Source organism: Rubellimicrobium arenae, from assembly GCF_017916275.1.
GTDB classification, from domain to species: domain Bacteria; phylum Pseudomonadota; class Alphaproteobacteria; order Rhodobacterales; family Rhodobacteraceae; genus Rubellimicrobium; species Rubellimicrobium arenae.
On the sequence record NZ_JAFMST010000015.1, the window covers coordinates 55,332 to 75,997 of the forward strand.

Sequence of the window (20,666 nt, forward strand, 5' to 3'; positions counted from 1 at the left end):
GGGGGAGAGTAACAACATGCCGGCGAACCTCCCGGACGGGGGCCGATCGGCAGGGAGGAAGCACCGTGTTCATGCGCCATCTCGCCACGTCCTTCGTGGCCCTGGCCGTCGCCTCGCCGGCGATGGCCGATTTCTGGTCCGACGCCGGAGCCGCCTATCAGGGCGTCACGATCCGCGGCGTGTCCGAAAGCACCCCGCCGTCCAACTACGTCCGCGACGTGCTCGCGCCCAAGTTCACCGAGGCGACCGGCATCCAGGTGGAGTTCGAGACGACCTCCTGGGATCAGATGTACGACAAGGCGATCAAGGACATGGAAGCCGGGTCCGGCATCTATGACTTCGTCTACATCGAGCAGGACGCGATCTATTCCTACCTGTCGCGCGACTTCCTGGTCGACATGACCAAGATGATGGCGGAGAACCCCGCCCTCGTGAATCCGGAGTTCAGCTTCGACAACTTCACGAGCTTCATCGACTACTTCAAGAACGCCGACGGCGACGTGTTCGGCGTCCCGATGGAAGCCTTCATCAAGGTCTACCTTTACCGCAAGGACCTGTTCGAGAACCCCGAGATCAAGGCCTCCTTCCAGGAGAAGTACGGCTACGAGCTCGCCCCGGCCAAGACGTTCCAGCAATGGCACGACATCGCCGAGTTCTTCACCCAGTACGGCCTCGACAACGGCGAGGAGCTTTACGGCACCACCGTCCAGGCCGCCTCGGGCCACCCCGCATCCTGGTACGAGTTCTGGGAATCGATCGCGCCGCTCTATGGCGTCTACAACTGGGGCATCAACCAGGACACCTGGACCGCCTCGGTGGAGCATGGCGGCCGGATGAACTCGCCCGAGGCCGTCGAGGCGCTGACCTTCTGGCTCGACCTCATCAAGTACGCCCCGCCCGAGGCGACCGCCTCGACCTGGGACGAGGTCGCGTCCTCCTTCGCCGCCGGCCGCGCGGCGCAGGGCCTCGTCTACGGCGAGAACGCCACCTGGATCGCCACCAACGCCGAGAAGTCCTCGGTCGTGGGCAATGTCGGCGTGGCCCTTCCCCCGACCGCCGAGGGCGTGATGGAGGAAGCCCAGGCCGGCAACGGCTACATCGGCTACTATGACGGCGGCGCCTTCGGGATCCCGCATTCCTCCAAGAACAAGGAAGCGGCCCTGCTGTTCATGGAATACATCGCGCAGCCCGAGGTCCAGGCCGACTGGGCCGAGGCCGGCGGCCGCATCGTGCTGAACAGCACCTACGACGATCCCAAGGTCCAGGAGATCGACGCCAAGACCGACCACTACTTCACGCTGATGAAGGACAGCGGCGACCTCTTCGCCGGCGCTCCGCCCTACCCGTTCCACAACCAGGTCCGCGAGGCGACCGCGCCCTTCATCTACGAGGCCATCATCGGCAACCTCACGCCGCAGGAAGCCCTCGACAAGATGGCCGAGACCACCGAGACCGAGCTCAAGAACCTGGGCTACACGGCCAACTGACGCCGGATCGCCGGGGCGCGCCAGTCCGCGCCCCGGCCCCCAAGCCGGGCCCCGAGCCTCGGGCCAAGGCGCCCCACCTCCTCCGGGATCTCACCGACATGCGCTCCTCGACCACGGGCTGGCTGCTCCTGCTGCCGACCATCGTCATCCTTGTCTTCACCGGCGTGATGCCGTTCATCTACGTGCTTCTCACGTCGTTCTTCGACTGGAACCTGTTCGCGGTGAACCCCGAGCCGCAATGGGCCGCGGCCAACAACTTCCGCCGGCTGGTCCATGACGCCGAGTTCCTCAAGTCGATCTGGCTCACGCTCAAGTTCACGCTCTATGTGCTCGTCAGCCAGGTGGCGATCGGCTTCGCGCTCGCGCGGCTGATGATGCGGGACTTCCCGTTCAAGAAGTTCTTCCGCGCCGTCCACACGCTGCCGCTGATGATCGCCCCCATCGCCGTGGGCGCGACCTGGCGGCTGATGACGGTGCCGGGGCTAGGCCCCATCCCCTACTACCTGAAGAACTGGTTCGGCATCGACTACCGGCTTTCGATGTTCCCCGACCAGGCCTTCGCCTCCGTGGTCCTGATGGACATCTGGCACTGGACGCCCTTCGTGACGCTGACGCTGCTGGCGGGCCTGTCGAACCTTCCGCAGGAGCCGGTCGAGCAGGCCCGGATCGACGGCGCCAACGAGGTCCAGATCTTCTGGGACATCATCCTGCCGGCCATGAAGCCGGTGCTGCTGACCACGATCTTCATCCGCATCATGGACGCCCTGCGCGTGGTCGACGAGGTCTGGATGCTGACCCAGGGCGGTCCCGGCGCCGAGACGCGCTTCATCGGCCTGCACATCTGGAAGATCGTCTTTCCCAAGACCGACTACGGCTATGGATCGGCGATGTCGCTTCTGACCCTGTATCTCACCATCGTCATCTGCTGGCTGCTGTATGTCGCGATGACCGCCCGCAAGGAGCGCCCGCTATGACCCGCGCCGGATCGAAGTGGATCACCTTCGCGCTCTGGGTGCTGTTCTCGCTCATGACCCTGGTGCCGATCTGGTGGATGTTCCTGGTGTCCGTGAAGCAGCGCGCGGACCTGTTCGGGAAGCCGAGCTTCCTGCTGAACATCGGCCGGATGACCTGGGACAACTACGCCATCGTCATCACGAACCCGGCCTTCCAGAAGTACATGCTGAACTCGCTGATCGTCTCGACGGCGAACGCCGCGCTCGTGTGCGCGCTGGGGCTGCTGGCGGCCTATGCGATGTCGCGCTACCGGATGAAGGGCAAGGACAACATCTTCTTCTGGGTGCTGACCAACCGGATGGCCCCGCCCGCCGCCTTCCTGCTGCCGCTCTACCTCCTGTTCACCGGGGTCTTCTCGGTCGGCGAATGGTCGCTCTTCGACACGCGGATCGGGCTCATCCTGCTCTACTGCGTGCTGAACCTGCCCTTCGCCTTCTGGCTGCTGCAGGGGATCATCGACGGCATCCCGGCCGAGCTGGACGAGGCCGCCTATGTCGACGGCGCCTCGACCTGGCAGGTGCTGCGGACCGTCATCATCCCCCTGGCCGGCCCCGGGATCGCGGTGACGGGCATCCTGACCTGGGTCTTCGCCTGGAACGAGTACCTGTTCGCCTCCACCCTGACCTCGGTGAACGCCCGCACCATCACCACGGGCCTGGCCGAGTTCGTCACCGTCACGGGCACCAACTGGGGCCAGATGGCCGCCGTGGCGATGCTCACGCTGCTGCCCGCCGCGCTCGTGCTGGCGCTCGTGCAGAAGCACATCGTCGCCGGCCTCACCTTCGGAGCCGTCAAGGGATGATCGCCATGCCCGACCGCCGGGGCTTCCTGCCCATCCGCACCAATGCCTTCGACCGCGTCTTCATCTCGGTCGTGCTGTTCGTCGCCATCCATCTCCTGTGGATGCGCTTCCTGGAACCCACCCTGCCCCTCTGGATCGCGACGGTGCTGTCCGTGATCCTGGGCGCGGTGATCGTGAGAAGGGGATAGTTCCTTGGCCTCCGTCACGCTGCAATCCGTCCGCAAGAACTGGGGGTCCTTCGAGGCGCTCAAGTCGCTCGACCTCCATATCCCGGACGGCGAATTCCTGGTGCTCCTCGGCCCGTCGGGCTGCGGCAAGTCCACCACCATGCGCATCATCGCCGGCCTGGAGGAGGTGACCTCCGGCAAGCTCCTGTTCGGGCAGGAGGACGTGACGAACGTCCACCCCCGCCGCCGCAACGTGGCGATGGTGTTCCAGAACTACGCGCTCTACCCCCACATGACGGTGGCCGAGAACATCGGCTACCCTCTGAAGGTGACGCGCGTCGACAAGGCCAAGGCGCGCGAGCAGGTCCTTGACGCCGCGCGGAAGGTGGACCTCACCGATTATCTCCAGCGGCTGCCCAAGGACCTTTCGGGCGGACAGCGGCAGCGGGTCGCCCTGGCCCGCGCCCTGGTGCGCGACCCCAAGGTGTTCCTGCTGGACGAGCCCCTCTCCAACCTCGACGCCAAGCTCCGCGTGGCGATGCGGGCCGAGATCAAGCACCTCCAGCGCACGATCGGCGTGACGATGATCTACGTCACCCACGACCAGATCGAGGCCATGACGCTGGCCGACCGGATCGTGCTGATGAACAAGGGGGCCATCCAGCAGATCGGCACCCCGGACGAGATCTACGACGATCCGGCGAACCTCTTCGTCGCGGGCTTCATCGGCTCGCCCCCCATGAACTTCGTCACCGGCGAGGTGGTGGACGGCGTGTTCCGCGCGCCGGGCGTGACCGTCCCCGGATCGCCCGGCCGCGGCCCCGCGACCCTGGGCTTCCGGGCCGAGGACGTCACGCTGGCCCCCGCCGGCGCCTTCCAGGGCACCGTTTTCGAGGTTGAGCCCACCGGCGAGGCCACATACCTTGTCGTCGAGGTCGGGGGGGCCCGCGCCATGCTGAGGACGGACAAGAAGCACCGTCCCGCCATCGGCTCGCCCGTCGCCTTCGATGTGCCCGCGTCCCAGTGCCTCTTCTTCAACCCGGCCGACGGCCTTCGCATCCGCCGTCCCGTCCCGCATCTGCAGCAGGTGACCGCATGAACATCCAGACTTCCCCCGCGACCGACGCTTCGGTCATCCCGGACACGATGAAGGCGGTGGTCTGCCATGGCCCGCGCGACTACCGCCTGGAGGAGCTGCCCGTGCCCAAGCCCGGGCCCGGCGAGGTGCTGGTGCGGGTCATCCTGGCCGGGGTCTGCGCCTCGGACGGCAAGTGCTACGACGGCGCGCCCAAGATCTGGGGCAGCAACGACGGCCAGGGCCGCTACATCGAGCCCCCCATCACCGTGGGCCACGAGTTCGTGGCGCAGGTCGTGGCCTTCGGCGAGGGCGCGGAGGGCCGCGACGGCCTCAAGATCGGCGACCATGTCTGCTCCGAACAGATCGTGCCCTGCGGCGACTGCCTGTACTGCAAGGAAGGGCTCTACTGGCTCTGCGAGCCGCACGACATCTACGGCTTCCACCAGCGGACGCCCGGCTCCTGGGCGGAATACATGGTCTTCCCGAAGAAGGCGCTGAACTACAAGCTGCCCGAAGGCATGGACCCCGAGCACGGCGTGTTCGTGGAGCCGCTGGGCTGCGCCGTCCATACCGTCAACCGGGCCGAGATCCGCTTCAACGACGTGGTGGTGATCGCGGGCTGCGGGTCCCTGGGCCTTGGCATGGTCGCGGCCGCGCGGATGAAGAGCCCGAAGATGCTGATCGCGCTCGACCTCCACCCGGCCCGGCTGGAGCTGGCGCGGAAGTGCGGCGCCGACCTCACCATCAACCCGCGCGACGAGGACGCGGTGTCGAAGGTGAAGGAGCTGACCGGCGGCTACGGCTGCGACGTCTACATCGAGGCGACCGGCGCCCCCCGCGCGGTGACGCAAGGCCTCGACATGATCCGCAAGCGCGGCCGCTTCATCGAGTTCTCGGTTTTCCGCGAGCTGGTGACCGCCGACTGGTCGATCATCGGCGACACCAAGGAGCTCGACATCAAGGGCGTGCACCTCAGCCCCCATGCCTACGAGACCGCAATCCGCATGATCGCGGAAGGGCGCTTGCCGATGGACGAGATCATCAGCCACAAACTGCCCCTCGAGGAGTTCGAGAAGGGGATCCAGATGGTGATCGACGGCTCGGCCTCGCTCAAGGTGACGCTGCGGCCCTGATGGGCGCAGCCAAGGGAGGACTGGAATGATCATCGAACGCTTCCGCGCGGACGGAAAGGTGGCGCTGGTGACGGGCGGCACGCGGGGCATTGGCCTCGCCATCGCCCGCGCCCTGGCCGAGGCCGGCGCGCGCGTCATCATCTCGGCCCGGACCGATCCGGGCGGCACCGAGTCGCTGCGGGCGGACGGGCACGAGGTCGAGTATCGCCCCGCGGACCTGCTCGAGCACGGCGCGGCCGAGGCTCTGGTCTCGGGGGTGATCCGGGACTTCGGGCGGCTCGACATCCTGGTGAACAACGCGGGCGTGGCGGACCACGGCGCGACCGAGGATTTCGACGACGACCGCCTCAGCCGGCTCATGGGCGTCAACTTCGATTCGGTGTTCCGCGCCTGCCGCGCCGCCATCCACCCGATGCGGGCGCAGGGCGGCGGCGTGATGCTGAACATCGGCTCGATCTCGGGGCTCATCAGCAACATCCCGCAGAAGCAGGCGGCCTACAACGCCTCGAAGGCGGCGGTGCACATGCTGTCGAAGAGCCTGGCCAGCGACCTGGCCGAGGACAACATCCGCGTCAACGCGATCGCGCCGGGCTACATCACCACGGCCATGACCGAGGGAGGCTTCGCCAACCCGGAATGGGCGCGGGTCTGGACCGACATGACCCCCATGCGCCGACCCGGCACCGTGGAGGAGATCGCCGCGCTCGCGCTGTTCCTGTGCACGGACGCGTCCAGCTACATGACGGGCAGCGTCGTCACGATCGACGGCGGCTACACCCTCCGCTGAGGACGCCGGACATGGCATCCAACGGCGCCCTTGCGGGTCGGGTCGCGCTGGTGACCGGCGCGGCCGGAGGGATCGGGGGCGCCATCGCGCGCCGGTTCGCGGGGGCCGGCGCTCGGCTGGCCCTCGTGGACCGGGACGGGACCGGCGATCTGGCCGCCGACCTGGGTCCCGGCCACATGCCGGTCCGCGTCGACCTGTCCGACCCGGACGCCATCGCCGCCGCCGTAACCGGCGTCGGCGAGCGGCTCGGCGGGATCGACATCCTGGTGAACAACGCGGGGCTGGGCCATGTCGCGCCCGCCGAGGAGGTCCGGCTCGAGGACTGGGACCGCGTCATGGCGGTGAACCTGCGCGCGCCCTGGCTCATGGCCCGGGCCGCCTTCCCGTTCCTCAGGGTCTCGGGCCGGGGCCGCGTGATCAACATGGCCTCGCAGGCCGGCGTGATCGGCCTTCAGGACCACGCCCTTTACGGCGCGAGCAAGGCCGGGCTGATCGGGCTGAACATGGTCCTGGCGGTGGAATGGGGCCGCTTCGGCATCACGTCCAACTGCATCTCGCCCACGGTGGTCGAGACGCCGCTCGCCATTGCCGGCTGGTCCGGCGAAAAGGGCGAGCGCGCCCGGGCCGAGATCCCCGTGGGCCGCTTTGCCCGCCCGGACGAGATCGCGGCCGCGGCGCTGTATCTTGCCGGGGATGACGCCGCGATGGTCAACGGCGCCAACCTGCGGGTCGACGGCGGCTACACGATCCGCTGATCCCGGAGGAACGCGTCGATGCGCGCGGGATCCGACGCGCCCTCCATGGGGCCGAGCCGGGTGACCGCCATCGCGCCCGCCGCATTGGCCCGGAGCAGCGCCTCGCGCGGGGGGAGGCCGGCGAACCAGCCCGCCAGGAACGTCGCCCCAAACGTGTCGCCCGCGCCGGTCGGGTCCACCTCCTCGACCGCGAAGCCCGGGGCGGCGACGTCGGCCTCGGGCGAGACATAGCGCGAGCCCCGGGCCCCCAGCTTGAGCACGACCGCGCGGATGCCCCGGCCGAACAGGACCGGAAGCGCCGCCGTGTCGTCCGGAGCGCCGGCGAACATGGCCGCCTCGCCTTCGCTTGGAAGGAACAGGTCGGTCAGGCCCAGCACGCGGTCCAGCGTGGCCCGCATGTCGCCATGGCCCAGGATCTCGGGGCGGATGTTCGGATCGAACGAGATGGTGCCGCCGGACCGGCGGATCCGCTCGGCCGCGTCGAGAACCAGCTCCACGATGGCCGGCGTCGACAGGGACGACCCCATCACATGCAGATGCGTGGCGCCCTCGACGGCCCTGTCGGACGAGGAGGACCGGTCCAGCCGCCCCGAGGCGCTGTCGGCGATGTTGAAGACGAAGTCCCGGCCGCCCTCGGGCCGGTAGCGCACGAAGGCGCTGCCGGTCACGGCGGTCGGATGCACCCGGATCGCCGTCGTATCCACGCCCGCCTGGCCCAGCCGGTCGAGGTTGAGACGGCCGAAGTCGTCGTCCCCCACGCAGGCGATCATCGCCGTCGGCACCCCCTGCCGGGCCAGCTGGTCCGCGAAGATCGCAGGCGCGCCCGACGGGAACGGCCCCCGAAGGTCGAGCGGCTCGCGGAAGCCATGCCCGGGCTTCGTGGCCATGATCTCGACAAGGATCTCGCCGATCACGAGGACGCGCGTCATGACTCCATCCCCGCCGCCGTTCCCGCGCCCCGCCCCCGCCAGTCGACCTGCTGTCCCGCATGGCCGGAGACCCGTCTGATCGCCGTCGACATGCCTGCCCTCCCCCCAGTCTGTCCTGGGTCCTTGGCTAGAGCAGGAGCCGCTTCGAGGTCCAGCCGCAGCCAGGCCGGAGAATCCAACTTGTGCGGCGAACGGGCGGGAATGGCACCATGCCGGACCCGTGTTCCTGTTCGACGCGACCCCGGGTCCGCCCTACATGGATCGCTGCGCCTGGACCCCACCGGCGCGTCCCGTCCTTGTGGTTCGTGACCTAGACCTCATGCAAGAGAAGATCCCGCGAATGCAGGACGACACTCCTTCCGCCCTGGCTTCCAGCGGCATCGCCGGGCTCGACGCCGTCCTGGGCGGCGGCCTGACCCCCGAGCGGCTCTACCTCGTGGAAGGCACGCCGGGCACGGGCAAGACGACGCTGGGCCTTGGCTTCCTTCTGGCCGGGGCCGAGCTCGGCGAGCCCACGCTCTACATCACCCTGTCCGAGACCGAGGCGGAGCTGCGCGCCGTGGCCGCGACGCACGGCTGGTCCCTGGACCATGTCGAAGTCTTCGAGATGGTGCCCGAGGTGGGGCTGGGCGAGGACCAGGAGCAGACGCTCCTCCATCCGAGCGAGGTGGAGCTGGGCGAGACCGTGCGCAGCGTCATGGCGCGCGTCGAGGCGCTGGATCCCCGGCGCGTGGTGCTCGACAGCCTGTCGGAGCTGCGGCTCCTGGCCCAGAGCCCGCTTCGCTACCGGCGGCAGATCCTGGCGCTCAAGCATTTCTTCTCCTCGCGCCGCTGCACCGTGCTGGTGCTTGACGACAAGAGCTCGGAAACCGGCGACATCCAGCTTCATAGCATCGCGCATGGGGTCATCTCGCTCGAGCAGATCGTCACGGGCTTCGGCGCGGAACGACGCCGCCTCACGGTCGTGAAGATGCGCGGGATGCGCTATCGCGGCGGGTATCATGACTTCGCCATCCTGCGGGGCGGCCTTCGGGTCTACCCGCGCCTTGTCGCGAGGGATGCGATCACGCCCGTGGACCCCGAACCGCGGTCCACCGGCAGCCCGGAGCTGGACGACCTCCTGGGCGGGGGCCTCGTGCCCGGCACGGCGACGCTCCTGGGCGGCCCCGCGGGCGTGGGGAAGACCACGACCCTGATGCAATGCCTGGTCGCGGCGCTGCGGCGCGGGGAACGGGCGGCCTATTTCCTGTTCGACGAGCGCCTGCCGACGCTGCTGGCCCGCTCGGCCAACCTGGGGATGGCCCTCCAGCCCTTCGTGGACACGGGCCAGCTCGACCTGCGCCGCATCGATCCGGCCGAGCTGTCGCCGGGCGAGTTCTCGGGCCTGGTCCGTCACGCGGTCGAGGAGAACGGCGCCACCGTCGTGGCCGTCGACAGCCTCAACGCCTATCTCCAGGCGATGCCCGACGAACAGTACCTCATCCTGCAGATGCATGAGCTCCTGGGCTACCTTGCCTATCATGGCGTGGTCTCCCTGCTGGTGCTGGGCCAGCATGGGGTCATGGGGGACATCCGTTCGGACGTGGACCTGAGCTATCTGGCCGACACCGTGATGCAGTTGCGCTTCTTCGAGGCCGACGGCGAGGTGCGGCAGGCCATCTCCGTGATCAAGACCCGCACGACCCGCCATGAGCGCACCATCCGGGAGTTCCGCATCGACGCCGGAGGGCTGACCGTGGGCCGGGCCCTGCGCGAGTTCCAGGGCGTTCTCTCGGGCGTGCCGACCTATCGCGGGGCCAGCCAGGAGCTGCTGTCGTCACGCCCGGCCGAGAGTTCCTGACCATGGAAGGACGCGTTCTCATCCTGGCGCCCCGCGGTCGGGATGCGGCTCTCGCGGCCGACCTGCTGGGGCAGAAGGGCATGAACACCCTGGTCTGCGACAGCCTGGACGCCTTGGTCGAGCACCTGGCCGAAGGAGCGGGAGCGGCCCTCGTCACCGAGGAGGCGCTCGCGGCGGGGCACCGGGCCGGCCTCACGGCCTGGGTGAGCATGCAGCCGCGCTGGTCGGATTTCCCCTTCATCGTCCTGGCCAACGGCGCCCGGGCGCCCCGCACGGCCGCGGCGGCGGCCATTCTGGACAGCCTGGGCAACGTCCTCCTCCTCGAACGGCCCCTTCATGCCGAGGCTCTCCTGGGCGCTGTCCGGTCGGCGCTCAAGGCGCGCCAGCGCCAGTACGAGGTCCGCGCCTTCGCGGGCACGCTGGAGCAGTCCGTGGCCGATCGGACGCGCGAGCTGGAGACCGCCCGCGAGAGCCTCCAAATCGCCCTCGACGCGGCCGAGATGGGCAGCTGGGACCTGGACCTGGTCCATGACACGGCCCGGCGGACGCTGCGCCACGACGAGATCTTCGGCTATGCCGGCCTCCAGCCCCGCTGGGGGCGCGAGGCCTTCCTGCGCCATGTGGTGCCCGAGGAGCGTGGCACGGTGGCGGCAGCCTTCGACGCGGCGCTGGAGAAGGGCGTGCTCGAGATCGAGTGCCGCATCGACGCCGCGGACGGAACGAGCCGCTGGGTTGCCCTCAAGGGGCGTGTCCACCGCGACCCGTCGGGCCGGCCCGTTCGCATGACGGGAGTGATCTCGGACGTGACCGCGCGCAAGGAGGCGGATGCGCGCCTGGCCCAGGTCGCCAAGATGGACAGCATCGGCCAGCTCACGGGCGGCGTCGCCCACGACTTCAACAACCTGCTGACCCCGATCCTGGGCAGCCTCGACATCCTTCGCCGGCGCATCAGGGGCGACGCCCGGGCCGAACGGCTGCTCGACGGCGCGTTGCAGGCGGCCGAGCGCGCGGCCACTCTCACCCAGCGGCTCCTGGCCTTCTCGCGCCGCCAGACCCTGGCGCCGCAATCGGTGGACCTCGGGGCGCTGCTCGATGGCATCGTCGAACTCGTCCGTCGCTCGCTTGGGCCCACGATCCGGGTCGATGTCGAGGTCGCGCCGGATCTTCCGGCCGCCCGGGTGGATCCCAACCAGCTCGAGCTGGCGCTCCTGAACCTCGCCATCAATGCCCGGGACGCCATGCCCCAGGGGGGCCGTCTATCCATCATGGTGGACCGGATGGTCGCGGGGGCCGGCCATCCGGCGGGCCTGAAGCCCGGTCCCTATGTCCGGACGATCGTGCGCGACACCGGCACCGGCATGGACAGGGCCACCCTGGCCAAGGCCGTCGAGCCGTTCTTCAGCACCAAGGGGGTAGGACGCGGCACGGGGCTCGGCCTGTCCATGGTGCATGGGCTCGCGGCCCAGTCCGGCGGGATCCTCGAACTGGCCAGCGAGCCCGGGCGCGGCACCGTCGTCACCTTGTGGCTGCCGGCGACGGCGCGGGCAGCCGGGCCTCTCGCGGGGGCGACGGACGAGCCCAGGGTGGCGCGCCCGGGCTCGACCGTGCTTCTCGTGGACGACGAGGAGCTCGTGCGGGCAAGCACCGCCGACATGCTTCGCGACCTGGGCTACACGGTCCTGGAGGCGACCTCCGGCGCCCGGGCCCTGACCATGCTGCGCTCGGGCGCGCAGGTCGACCTGGTCGTGACGGACTACCTCATGCCGGGCATGTCCGGAGCCGCCCTGATCCAGGAGATCCGGCAGAGCGGCAGCACGGTCCCCATCGTTCTGATCACAGGCTACACCAATGCGGCCTCGGACGTGCCGGGGGACGTGGCGAAGCTGGCCAAGCCATTCCGGCAGGTCGATCTGGCCGCCCGTCTGGCGGCGCTTCTGGAGGACAGGCCCGCGCCAAGGCCGGCGACCCAGCTGCGCATCGTCGAGTGAGCCCCCGCGGCGAGCGATGAGCGCCGACATGGCGGGCGGCGGGCGCGTCGGTCCCAGAGCCCGGCTCAAATCTGGGCTGGGCGGCCTGCCGAAAGGCGCCCTGCTGGCGCGCCCTCGCAGGCGACGGCTCGACCTCCGGACCCCGAGCCCTGTAGTCACGGGGCCACGCCTTGCGTGCCATGCTCGATCGGGCGGGAACCCGGTCGGGCCGCCGCGGCTTCGTTCTGCAGGAACAGGTGCGGTGATGGCGCCTCGACAGCATGGACCATCCTGCGGTGCCTGACGAACGATCCCGCCTTGAACAGCAGCGCCTCCAGGTCCTGGCGGGGTTGGACCTTCTCAGGCCGCGATGCGCGCCCGAGCTCGACCGGATCTGCGACGGCCTGCGGGAGCGGTTTCAGGCGCCGGTGGCCCTGGTCACCCTGATCGACCGCGACCAGCAGATCATCCGGGCGCGGTCCGGCACGACCCTTGAAAGCTCCCCCCGAGCGGCGGCGTTCTGCGATCACACGATCCGCTCGGACGAGGTGCTGGTCGTGCCCGACCTCAACGAGGACCAGCGCTTTGCCCGCAACCCGTTCGTGACGGGTGAGCCGTTTGTCCGCTTCTACGCCGGAGCGCCGCTCATCTATCGGGGCGACGTGAGGCTTGGAGGCGTTTGCGTGCTCGACACGAAGCCTCGCCAGTTCACAGGGGACGAGCGGGCTGAGCTGACCGACTGGGCGGAACATGTCATGACCGTCATCCTTGAGGACGCGCTCGCCGCGCCCAAGTCGACCTGACCCCCTGGCCACCCCCGGGTGCAGGCCGTCCCGCCGCATGGACCGGACAGGCCCTGGCCTGCGCTGGACGGCCGCGCCCGGAGTCCGCGCCTTGGACCGCCGGCCCCCGGAACCGGCTTCCGGCCTGGCTGGCATGAGGCCTGGACGACGTGCTGAAGCGCGGGGCCGATCCGCACATCCTTAAGGGCGCCATGCTGCGGATGCTGGACGATCAGGGCGAGGAACACCCGGCCGGGCACCATGCCGGGCAGCTTTGCACGGCCAAGCCGCAACCGGCCGCCTTCTACGAGAACCTCGATCCCTTGCCCCGGTTCAACCCCGGAATCGCGGCACGCCCCGGCCCTGAGGCGCACCGCATCCGCCCGGGCTCAGTCCGGCACGGCGATGCCGAGCGAGGCGGCCGTGTCCCGGCTGACCTCGCAGACGGCGGACTTGGAGAGCGTGGTTCCTTCGGTCGGGGTGGATGGCATGCCGCCCTCGTCCTCGCTCCCGGCCGATGCCACCTCCCGAGAGGTCGCGGCGTCGGCGGTGGCCGGGTCGTCGCCTGTGGCCGAGCTGTCCGCCATGGCCTCCACGCCCGCGTCCATGGTACCGTCAGCGGGGACATCGGGGGTCGTGCCCGGCTCCGTGTCGGCGGCCGTCGCCTGGACGTCGGAAATGGTGCCGGGGGTTCCCTCGGCCGCCGGGGCGGTCGCGCCCTCCGTTACGGCGTTCACGTCCGAGGCCACGTCCTGCGCCGCGCTCCCGTCCGCCTCGCTGGTGGCGTCCGCCCCATCGGTCACCGTCTGGCCGTCGATGGCGGCATCCATGGGCGTGTCCACCGCCACTTCGGGGGCCAGGTCGGTCGCGTCGGCCTGGACGGAGGTGTCCGCCATGGTCGAAATCTCGGTCCCGAGCGCGTTCCATTCGGCCAGGAGCGTTTCCGCGTCCACGCCACAGGCCTGTGCCGCCTGCTCCACGGGGATCTCGACGACCGTGCCGTCCACGCTGACACCCACGGTCTGCGGGTCGTCCTGAGCCCAAGCGGCGCTGGACAGGGCAAGCAGCGCCAGGGGCGCCACGGCAATCCGGTACGACATCTTTTCCTCCTTTGCAGGGCCGGACGCCTTGACCGCGCCGCTGCGTCTCCCAGGGCTGTTCAGCCCCCTCCTGACGAGCGAACCAGCCCAAGCGGGCCGGGTTCCGCCGGATCGCCGCGGTTTCGGTCAGGGCGCGGGCACTTTCGCTGGGCTCGGACGTTGGTCGACGCCGCGGGAGGCGGCGATTGGAGGAGCCCATGAGGAACTTGATCCAGGCGGCAGCCATCGCAGGGACCGTCGCAGTCCCGGCCCTGGCCCAGGACGCGTCGGCGGATGCAGGGGGACGCCTCGATGCGATGACCTGTCGGGAGTTCATCGAGTTCGCGCCCGAGGATCAGATGACGATCATGCTGGCAATGCGCGCGCAGGCGAACGGCGACCCGCTCCCGGACACGCCCCTGCCGGTCGGGACCGAGGCGGAGGTCGGCGGAGCCGATGGCCTGGGAGGCGCCTCCGGCGATCCGGAGGCGGCCGGGGCGACGGACGGCGCCGCAACGCCGGGCGATGCAGAGCCGGGGGCCAAGGGACCGGCGAGCGCGGACGCTGGAGGCGGGGCGAGTGGCCCGGCCGACGCCGGCGAGGTCGCCGAGATCGAGGACACGGTCGCGGCGGACGCGGGCGAACCCTCGCCCGAGGCGCTGACCGGGGAGTCGCTCGCCGACACCCCGGCCGACCCCAAGCTGACGGCCATGCGGACATCGTGCCTGGGCGCGCCCGACGCCCTGGCCTCGGACGCGATGCGCGCCGCCCACGCCGACTACGAGTGACGCGACCCGCCAGCGCCAGGGGAGCGGACGCCCGCTCCCCCACCATCCGTCAGGAGCCGCAGCCCCTCAGAGGTTGCCCGCGCTCATCTCGCTGGCGATGTGATCGGCCTGCCGGATGGCCAGCGCGACGATGGTCAGCGTCGGGTTCTCGGCCGCTCCGGTCGTGAACTGGGAGCCGTCCGAAACGAACAGGTTGGCGATGTCGTGCGACTGGCCCCAGCGGTTGACGACGCCATCCCTCGGACTCTCGGACATGCGGTTGGTGCCGAGGTTGTGCGTCGAGGGATAGGGCGGCGTCGGGAAGCTCCGCACCGCGCCCGCCGCCTTGTGGATCGCGATGCCGCGCTCGTAGGCGTGGTCGCGCATGGCGATGTCGTTCGGGTGGTCGTCGTAGTGGACGATGGGCGTGGGGAGGCCGTGCTGGTCCACGACGTCGGCGTCCACGGTGACCCGGTTCGTTTCCTGCGGCATGTCCTCGCCCACGATCCACATGCCGGCCATGTTCTCATAGCCCTCCATCGCCGAGGTGAAGCTTCGGCCCCAGCCGCCCGGGTCGAGGAAGGCCGCCATGAAGGGCAGGCCCAGCGACAGCGTCTCCAGTTCATAGCCGCCCACGAACCCGCGCGAGGGGTCGTGCCGCGCCTCGTCCCGCACGATGCCGGCCATGGTCGTGCCGCGCCACATGCGGACCGGCTTCTCGAAGACCGAGTAGACCGAGCCGGTGGTGTGCCGCATGTAGTTGCGCCCGACCTGCCCCGAGGAGTTGGCGAGCCCGTCCGGGAACATCGACGAGGCCGAGTTCAGCAGGAGGCGGGGCGACTCGATGGTGTTGCCGGCCACGCAGACGAGGCGCGCGGCCTGCCGCTGCTCCTGCCCGTCCGCGTCGAAGTAGACGACGCCCGTGACCTTGCCGGTGTCGTCATGCTCGATGCGGGCCGCATGGGCACGCTCGCGCACCTCGAGGAAGCCCGTCTCCTCGCCCAGGGGGATCTCGGTGTAGGCGGTGGACCACTTGGCGCCCCACTTGCAGCCCTGGAAGCAGAAACCGGTCTGCTGGCAGGACATCCGGTCGCCGTACTCGATCGAGTTGATCGCCATGCGCCCCGTATGGACCTCCTCGTAGCCCAGCGCCTTGGCGCCTTTCTCCATGACGAGGTAGTTGTTGTTCCCCGGCAGGCCCGGCAGGCCGTTGGTCCGGGTCACGCCCATCTTGGCCTCGGCCTTGGTGTACCAGGGGTCCATCTCGGCGGCGTCGATCGGCCAATCGAGGAGGCTCGCCCCATCCACCTGGCCGTAGTGGGTCAGCGTCTTCCACTCGTGGTCCTGGAAGCGCAGAGACGCACCGGCCCAGTGGGTCGTGGTGCCGCCCACGGCCTTGACGATCCAGGTGGGCAGGCCGCCGAAGTCGCGGGCCACGCGCCAGTTGCCCACCGACTTCCGGGTGTCGAGCCAGGCCAGCTGGCCGAAGCTCTCCCATTCGTCGTTGATGTAGTCCTGCGGCAGGTAGCGGCCGCCCGCCTCCAGGGCGACCACCTTGATGCCTTTCTGCGCCAGCTCGTTGGCCAGGGTGCCACCGCCCGCGCCGGTGCCGATGATGACGACCACGCTGTCGTCGTTCAGGTCGTACTTCGCAACCATGGTCCGCGCCTCCCCGCCCTAAAGCCAGTCGATGTCGTTGAAGCCGCGGTCGATGTAGCCGCCATGGCTGTAGCTCTCGCCCTCGTAGCCGAAGAGCGGCCAGACCTCCTTCTGGTTGTAGAGCCCGGTCACGAGACCGGCGCGGACGGTCTGGAAGAACTCGCTCTGCTCCATGGCCTTCAGCATCTCCACGCGGTCGTCCTCCCAGCCGGCCGCGAGGTAGCTGTCGAAGCCCTGGCCCCTGGCGGCCGCGTTCAGGGCGGCGATGCCCTCCTCAATCATGGGGGCCTGCTCCGGGGTGTCGTAACCCTTGACGGCGACGACGTAACGGTCGTCCGGAATGCGGTCATGGGGGTAGATGTCGCGGGCCATCTGCACCAGCGTCGCCATGGTCTCGGGCTTGAGGGTGGCAACCTCCACGGCCCAGGCGGCGGACTGGCTGGTCACCCAACTCGTGCCAACGAGAAAGCTCCCGCCAGCCGCAAGGCTGCGCGTCAGCAACTCGCGGCGCGTCAGGCCACGAGGGTTCGGTTTCGTCATGATCTCCTCCCTTAGATCAGCCGAAAATCAGCGGTAGCGTCCGGCCTTTTGCAGCACCTCGATCTGGTAGCCGTCCGGGTCGGCAATGAAGAAGAAGCGCGCGATGGGCTCGCCGCCGTCGGGGGCGAAGCTCACCAGCTTGCGAGGGGCGTAGCCCGCCGCGGTCAGGCGCGCGTGCTCGGCCTCGAGGTCCTCGACCACGAAGGCCAGGTGCCCGTAGCCGTCGCCCAGATCATAGGGCGCGGTCCGGCCCTTGTTGACGGTGAGCTCCAGCTCGAAGTCGGCCTCGGCGTTGCGCAGGTAGAGAAGCGTGAAGCTCTCGAAGTCGAGCCGCGTGTCCACGGCCAGGCCGAACGCCCGCCCGTAGAACTCGACCGACCGCGCCTCCTCAAGGACGCGGATCATGGAATGGATCGCCTTGGCCATGGCCCTCCCTCTTGTCCATTCGGACTTCTTGAAGGCGGCTGCGGAACCTTGTGACGCGACAGGGACGGACTGCGGCGACAGTTCTTCGCTGCTCCACCTGAAGTGGAAGTCTAGCCGGTCGGCACGGCAAGTCCAGCTACGACCAAGGTCGGCAAGAGGGGGGCCGGACGCATTCACGTTATCAGCCTGCCGATGCCGGACCATCGGGTACGACGGTCCGAGCCTCCGAAGGACCCCGGCCACGGGTTCTGTCCTTCCCCGCCCTGCGCAAGCCGTGGTTCCCACGGAAAACTCTGGCGGCAGGGCGCGGGCTGGCAATGCCGACCCTGCCGGGTGACAGTCGCCTCGCATCAGAAGGTCTGGCGGGCGATCGCTTCCGCGATCTGCGGGCTGATTACGGCTGGCAGTCCCTGCCCGACATCTGGCAGCCCCCGGGGGCGTGCGCCCGCAGCGCCCGATGCGAGCGCCTCGCCGTTTGACAAGGGCAGGATCGGGTCCCCTGCGTCGCGAGTCTCCAGCGCCGCCCGCCCGATCCTTGCGCAATGGCACGAGGCCTTGGTTGAAGATGCTGGCAAGGTAGGGCGAGCCCCTCATGGCGGCCTCGACATAGGCCCTTGCCCGGTCCGGGTCGAAAGGGTGGCCCGAGCCGGCGCAGAGCCGCCCCCGCCAAGGAGAAAGGTCTTCGCAGCCTCGTCGGCCGGCCAGTCGAGTCTGAGGAGGGTGGCGAAGTGCTCCGGGAACGCCAAAGGGATATGGGGCAGCGGCCCGTCATCCCGGCCCAAAGGCTCCGCCCCGATCAGGTTCATCGACGCCCCCGGTCAGGGTGGGACAGGGCAGCCATCTGATCGATGGGGCCGCCCCGCGACCTGCCCGCAACCTGGGTTAGGGTCCAGACCATAGGCGTGCATCGCGGCCATCAGGTTGCTCACCATCGCCTCGACGGCTTCCGGCGGCGCGCCCGGAGGATCGGCGGTTGAACGGCCGATGTCGGGGTTGTCGCACCGGACCACGAAGCGGCCGTGGCCGGCCAGCGCCGGGACAGGTCATCCAGCTAGCCCAGCCTAAGGCGGCCGCCCATGACCAGGACCACCGCCGGATCGGACGACACGTCGAACCCTTGGGTGGAAAGACCGACGCGCACCCCGCTCATGATCCACTCCGGATCCGCGGCCAGGGGTGGCCTGCCTGTCCTGCGAATGACTTCGTGGCCTGCCTCGCGCGCCTGGCCTGTCGGGCATGACGGACCACGGCGGAGGGAGCCGCCCTGACCTTCGAGCCCCCTGCTTGCGGTCATGGGATCGCCTGCGCCCCGGCCGCCTCCTTGCCCTCGACGACCTTCGCTTCGGCTTCGCGCAGGTCGGCATGGTCGGGCTCGGGCGTTTCATGAACAGCTTCGGCCGCAGGTTCGTAATGCACCTCGGCAAAGACGGGAAAGTGGTCCGACCCGATGTTGGGCAGCCGGGCCAGCCGCACCAGCGTGAAGGACGCCTCGAAGAAGATGTGGTCCAGCGGCCAGCGGAAGGCTGGATAGCGGGCATGGAAGGTGTTGAAGGTGCCCCGCCCCCGGCGTGGGTCGAGCGTCCCGCTGATCCGCTGGAACAGCCGCGTCGTGTGCGACCAAGCCACATCGTTGAGGTCCCCCGCCACGATGGAAGGGCGTCCGTCGGCCCGGATCTCCCGACCGACGATCAGGATCTCGGCGTCGCGGGTCTCGGTGTCGGCCTGCACCTCCGGTGGCCGGGGATGCAGGCCGTAGAACTCGATCCAATCGCCTGACCTCAGGCGAACGCCGGTCCGCACCGACGGCACGTCCGATTCCACCAGAAAGCGCACCTCGGGCGACCGCAGCTCAAGCTTGGAGAAGAAGTTCAGGCCGTAGTAATTGCCCTGCGGCTGCTTCAACCGATAAGGAAAGCGCTCGTCCAGCACGGCGAGCTGACGAGTCCACCAGTCGTCCGTCTCGACCGCGAACACCAGATCCGGGTCGAGGTCCCGCACAAGGGCGAGCAGGCCCTCGGAGGACCGGTTCTCCATCAGGACATTGGACACCAGGATCCGGAGCCCGCGCGGATCCGGGCCGGGCCCAACCGGACGGGCTCCGAGCACCTGTTTGCTCGCAAACCGGGTGTAGGGGTAGATCCGCCAGCCCTGGTAGGTCAGGGCGAGAAGCAGCGCCGTCCCGAAAAGCGCATTGGCCCTGCTGACCCAGCCGATGAGAGCCGCATGGGCCACCAGCACGAGCACCAGACCGGACGCGATCTGCATCCGTGGGAAGTCGGCAAGACGGATCCACCATCGGGCGCTACGGAGCCGTGACAGAACGGTCAGGAGAACCAGCCCGCCACCGACCGCGAACAGAGCAAACGTCATGGGGTCTCCCGCCTTGCTGCGCCGGCCCTGACTGACCCCGCGCCATCCAAACGAACCTTAGCTCGATCCGGCCGGATGCCGAGCGGGAGATATCAGCGGGAATGAACAAGCGGCCCCGCAGCAAAGGCCGTCCCGACGATCCGCGGCCGGGGGATCAGGGCCGACCGCCCGGTCCCGTCTGGTCTTGGCCATTGGACGTTGGCTTCGTGACCGCCGCCCCTGGATTCACTGCCATGGCCAGCGCCATGCGGTCGAGCCCCGGGATCGACAAGGCCGCACGGATCAGCCGGGCCAGATCGTTGCGCCGCGGCTTGGCCGACCGTTGACCCTGGACCGGACCAGCGCCGCGTCAACATGATCGGGAGGCACGGCTCCGATGGGCAAGAGCCCCGAGCGCGTTCCGGAATCGCACGTCCATTCCGTCCGCCTCTGGGATGGCATAGACCCGTTGCAGAGCCGGCCGGATCAGGACGTTCCACGGGGCCACTTGGTCCAGCTCGCCACCGTACCGATCGGGGTGGCTGTAGTTCTGACGCAGCATATGGATCTTCATCTCATGCAGGCGCCACCCCACCCTGCCGGATGCCCCTACCCAAGGCATCTTGCATGCCATGTCGGTTGTATCGCAACCGAGTGGAAGGCGCCTCGATGCCGACGAATGTCGGCATCTTGGCGATCGACCTGGCGAAGGACAGCTTCCATGTCTGTGCATTCGGGCCGGCTGGGGCATGTGTAGATGCCCTCTGTTTGGCAAGCATGATATTCGATTTTTCGGCGGGGTACTCGGTCGGAGGTGTGTCGGGCCTCTGAGCGTGGCCTTCCACGACGCCACGGGCCGGCATGCCGTTCGGAAGGCTCCGTTCACGTCGATTTACAGAGTTGCAAGCGTTCGAGCGGCCTCCGAAAACGACGAAGCCCCCGCCGCTTGTGCAGTCGGGGGCTTGGGTCTGAGGAGGTCCGCGATAATAGTCTCGGGCTTTCGCCTTCGACCGTCTGTTCGCTCAACTTGGTTGCGGGGGCAGGATTTGAACCTGCGGCCTTCAGGTTATGAGCCTGACGAGCTACCGGGCTGCTCCACCCCGCG

Annotated in this window: 18 protein-coding genes, 1 tRNA gene and 1 pseudogene; 13 read left to right on the top strand and 7 right to left on the bottom strand. The window is 69.1% G+C overall.

Annotated features, from left to right (window positions below; genetic code table 11):
- Nucleotides 1–71 precede the first annotated feature (71 nt).
- From J3P31_RS19300 to J3P31_RS19335, 8 genes are all read left to right on the top strand, one after another.
- On the top strand, nucleotides 72–1,487 hold the full coding sequence (locus J3P31_RS19300; RefSeq protein WP_210530158.1) for an extracellular solute-binding protein: 1,416 nt from the start codon (nucleotides 72–74) through the stop codon (nucleotides 1,485–1,487).
- A gap of 98 nt (nucleotides 1,488–1,585) precedes the next feature.
- Complete coding sequence (locus J3P31_RS19305) at nucleotides 1,586–2,461, top strand: carbohydrate ABC transporter permease (protein ID WP_210530159.1); 876 nt, start codon at nucleotides 1,586–1,588, stop codon at nucleotides 2,459–2,461.
- Entirely contained in the window at nucleotides 2,458–3,303 is an 846-nt protein-coding gene (locus J3P31_RS19310; RefSeq protein WP_210530160.1) for a carbohydrate ABC transporter permease, read from the top strand. Before J3P31_RS19305 ends, J3P31_RS19310 begins: the two co-directional genes overlap by 4 nt.
- 5 nt (nucleotides 3,304–3,308) lie before the next feature.
- The gene (locus tag J3P31_RS19315; protein WP_210530161.1) at nucleotides 3,309–3,491 is read left to right on the top strand and encodes a DUF2160 family membrane protein; all 183 of its coding nucleotides are present in this window, start codon (nucleotides 3,309–3,311) and stop codon (nucleotides 3,489–3,491) included.
- 4 nt (nucleotides 3,492–3,495) lie between these two features.
- Entirely contained in the window at nucleotides 3,496–4,569 is a 1,074-nt protein-coding gene (locus tag J3P31_RS19320) for an ABC transporter ATP-binding protein (RefSeq protein ID WP_210530162.1), read from the top strand.
- Nucleotides 4,566–5,681, top strand: a complete 1,116-nt coding sequence (locus J3P31_RS19325) for an alcohol dehydrogenase catalytic domain-containing protein (protein ID WP_210530163.1) — start codon at nucleotides 4,566–4,568, stop codon at nucleotides 5,679–5,681. The genes J3P31_RS19320 and J3P31_RS19325 overlap by 4 nt, the downstream gene beginning before the upstream one ends.
- A gap of 25 nt (nucleotides 5,682–5,706) precedes the next feature.
- Nucleotides 5,707–6,468 (top strand): SDR family NAD(P)-dependent oxidoreductase, encoded by a 762-nt coding sequence (locus J3P31_RS19330; protein ID WP_210530164.1) that lies wholly within the window; start codon nucleotides 5,707–5,709, stop codon nucleotides 6,466–6,468.
- An 11-nt stretch (nucleotides 6,469–6,479) separates the two neighbouring features.
- Complete coding sequence (locus J3P31_RS19335; RefSeq protein ID WP_210530165.1) at nucleotides 6,480–7,223, top strand: GolD/DthD family dehydrogenase; 744 nt, start codon at nucleotides 6,480–6,482, stop codon at nucleotides 7,221–7,223.
- On the opposite strand, the gene J3P31_RS19340 is transcribed toward J3P31_RS19335, so the two are convergent.
- A complete protein-coding gene (locus tag J3P31_RS19340) occupies nucleotides 7,208–8,152 on the bottom strand; it encodes a sugar kinase (RefSeq protein WP_210530166.1) in 945 nt (314 codons plus the stop codon). The genes J3P31_RS19335 and J3P31_RS19340 overlap by 16 nt on opposite strands.
- 340 nt (nucleotides 8,153–8,492) lie before the next feature.
- Between J3P31_RS19340 and J3P31_RS19345 the strand changes: the two genes are divergently transcribed.
- The 4 genes and pseudogenes from J3P31_RS19345 to J3P31_RS21900 form a co-directional block, all read left to right on the top strand.
- Nucleotides 8,493–9,992, top strand: coding sequence for an ATPase domain-containing protein (locus tag J3P31_RS19345; protein ID WP_210530167.1), 1,500 nt, complete (start codon nucleotides 8,493–8,495; stop codon nucleotides 9,990–9,992).
- Between the two features lie 2 nt (nucleotides 9,993–9,994).
- Nucleotides 9,995–11,980: a response regulator gene (locus tag J3P31_RS19350; protein ID WP_210530168.1), complete on the top strand. Its 1,986-nt coding sequence runs from the start codon at nucleotides 9,995–9,997 to the stop codon at nucleotides 11,978–11,980.
- A 275-nt stretch (nucleotides 11,981–12,255) separates the two neighbouring features.
- Nucleotides 12,256–12,762, top strand: a complete 507-nt coding sequence (locus tag J3P31_RS19355) for a GAF domain-containing protein (RefSeq protein ID WP_210530169.1) — start codon at nucleotides 12,256–12,258, stop codon at nucleotides 12,760–12,762.
- Nucleotides 12,763–12,911: 149 nt separating this feature from the next.
- Nucleotides 12,912–13,079 (top strand): annotated as a pseudogene (locus J3P31_RS21900) (D-lactate dehydrogenase); the annotation flags it as partial.
- Between the two features lie 51 nt (nucleotides 13,080–13,130).
- Here the strand turns inward: J3P31_RS21900 and J3P31_RS21510 are convergent.
- On the bottom strand, nucleotides 13,131–13,841 hold the full coding sequence (locus J3P31_RS21510; protein WP_246849682.1) for a hypothetical protein: 711 nt from the start codon (nucleotides 13,839–13,841) through the stop codon (nucleotides 13,131–13,133).
- Nucleotides 13,842–14,038: 197 nt separating this feature from the next.
- On the opposite strand from J3P31_RS21510, the gene J3P31_RS19365 reads away from it, so the two are divergent.
- Nucleotides 14,039–14,608: an HdeA/HdeB family chaperone gene (locus J3P31_RS19365; RefSeq protein WP_210530170.1), complete on the top strand. Its 570-nt coding sequence runs from the start codon at nucleotides 14,039–14,041 to the stop codon at nucleotides 14,606–14,608.
- Between the two features lie 66 nt (nucleotides 14,609–14,674).
- Here J3P31_RS19365 and J3P31_RS19370 read toward each other — a convergent pair whose 3' ends face one another.
- The 5 genes from J3P31_RS19370 to J3P31_RS19390 all read right to left on the bottom strand — a co-directional run bounded on the left by J3P31_RS19370 (nucleotide 14,675) and on the right by J3P31_RS19390 (nucleotide 20,666).
- A complete protein-coding gene (locus J3P31_RS19370; RefSeq protein ID WP_210530171.1) occupies nucleotides 14,675–16,246 on the bottom strand; it encodes a GMC family oxidoreductase in 1,572 nt (523 codons plus the stop codon).
- 18 nt (nucleotides 16,247–16,264) lie between these two features.
- On the bottom strand, nucleotides 16,265–16,786 hold the full coding sequence (locus J3P31_RS19375; protein WP_210530172.1) for a gluconate 2-dehydrogenase subunit 3 family protein: 522 nt from the start codon (nucleotides 16,784–16,786) through the stop codon (nucleotides 16,265–16,267).
- Between the two features lie 27 nt (nucleotides 16,787–16,813).
- Nucleotides 16,814–17,212, bottom strand: a complete 399-nt coding sequence (locus J3P31_RS19380) for a VOC family protein (protein WP_210530173.1) — start codon at nucleotides 17,210–17,212, stop codon at nucleotides 16,814–16,816.
- A gap of 1,290 nt (nucleotides 17,213–18,502) precedes the next feature.
- Entirely contained in the window at nucleotides 18,503–19,582 is a 1,080-nt protein-coding gene (locus tag J3P31_RS19385) for an endonuclease/exonuclease/phosphatase family protein (protein WP_210530174.1), read from the bottom strand.
- Between the two features lie 1,007 nt (nucleotides 19,583–20,589).
- Nucleotides 20,590–20,666: transfer RNA gene (locus J3P31_RS19390), tRNA-Met, on the bottom strand.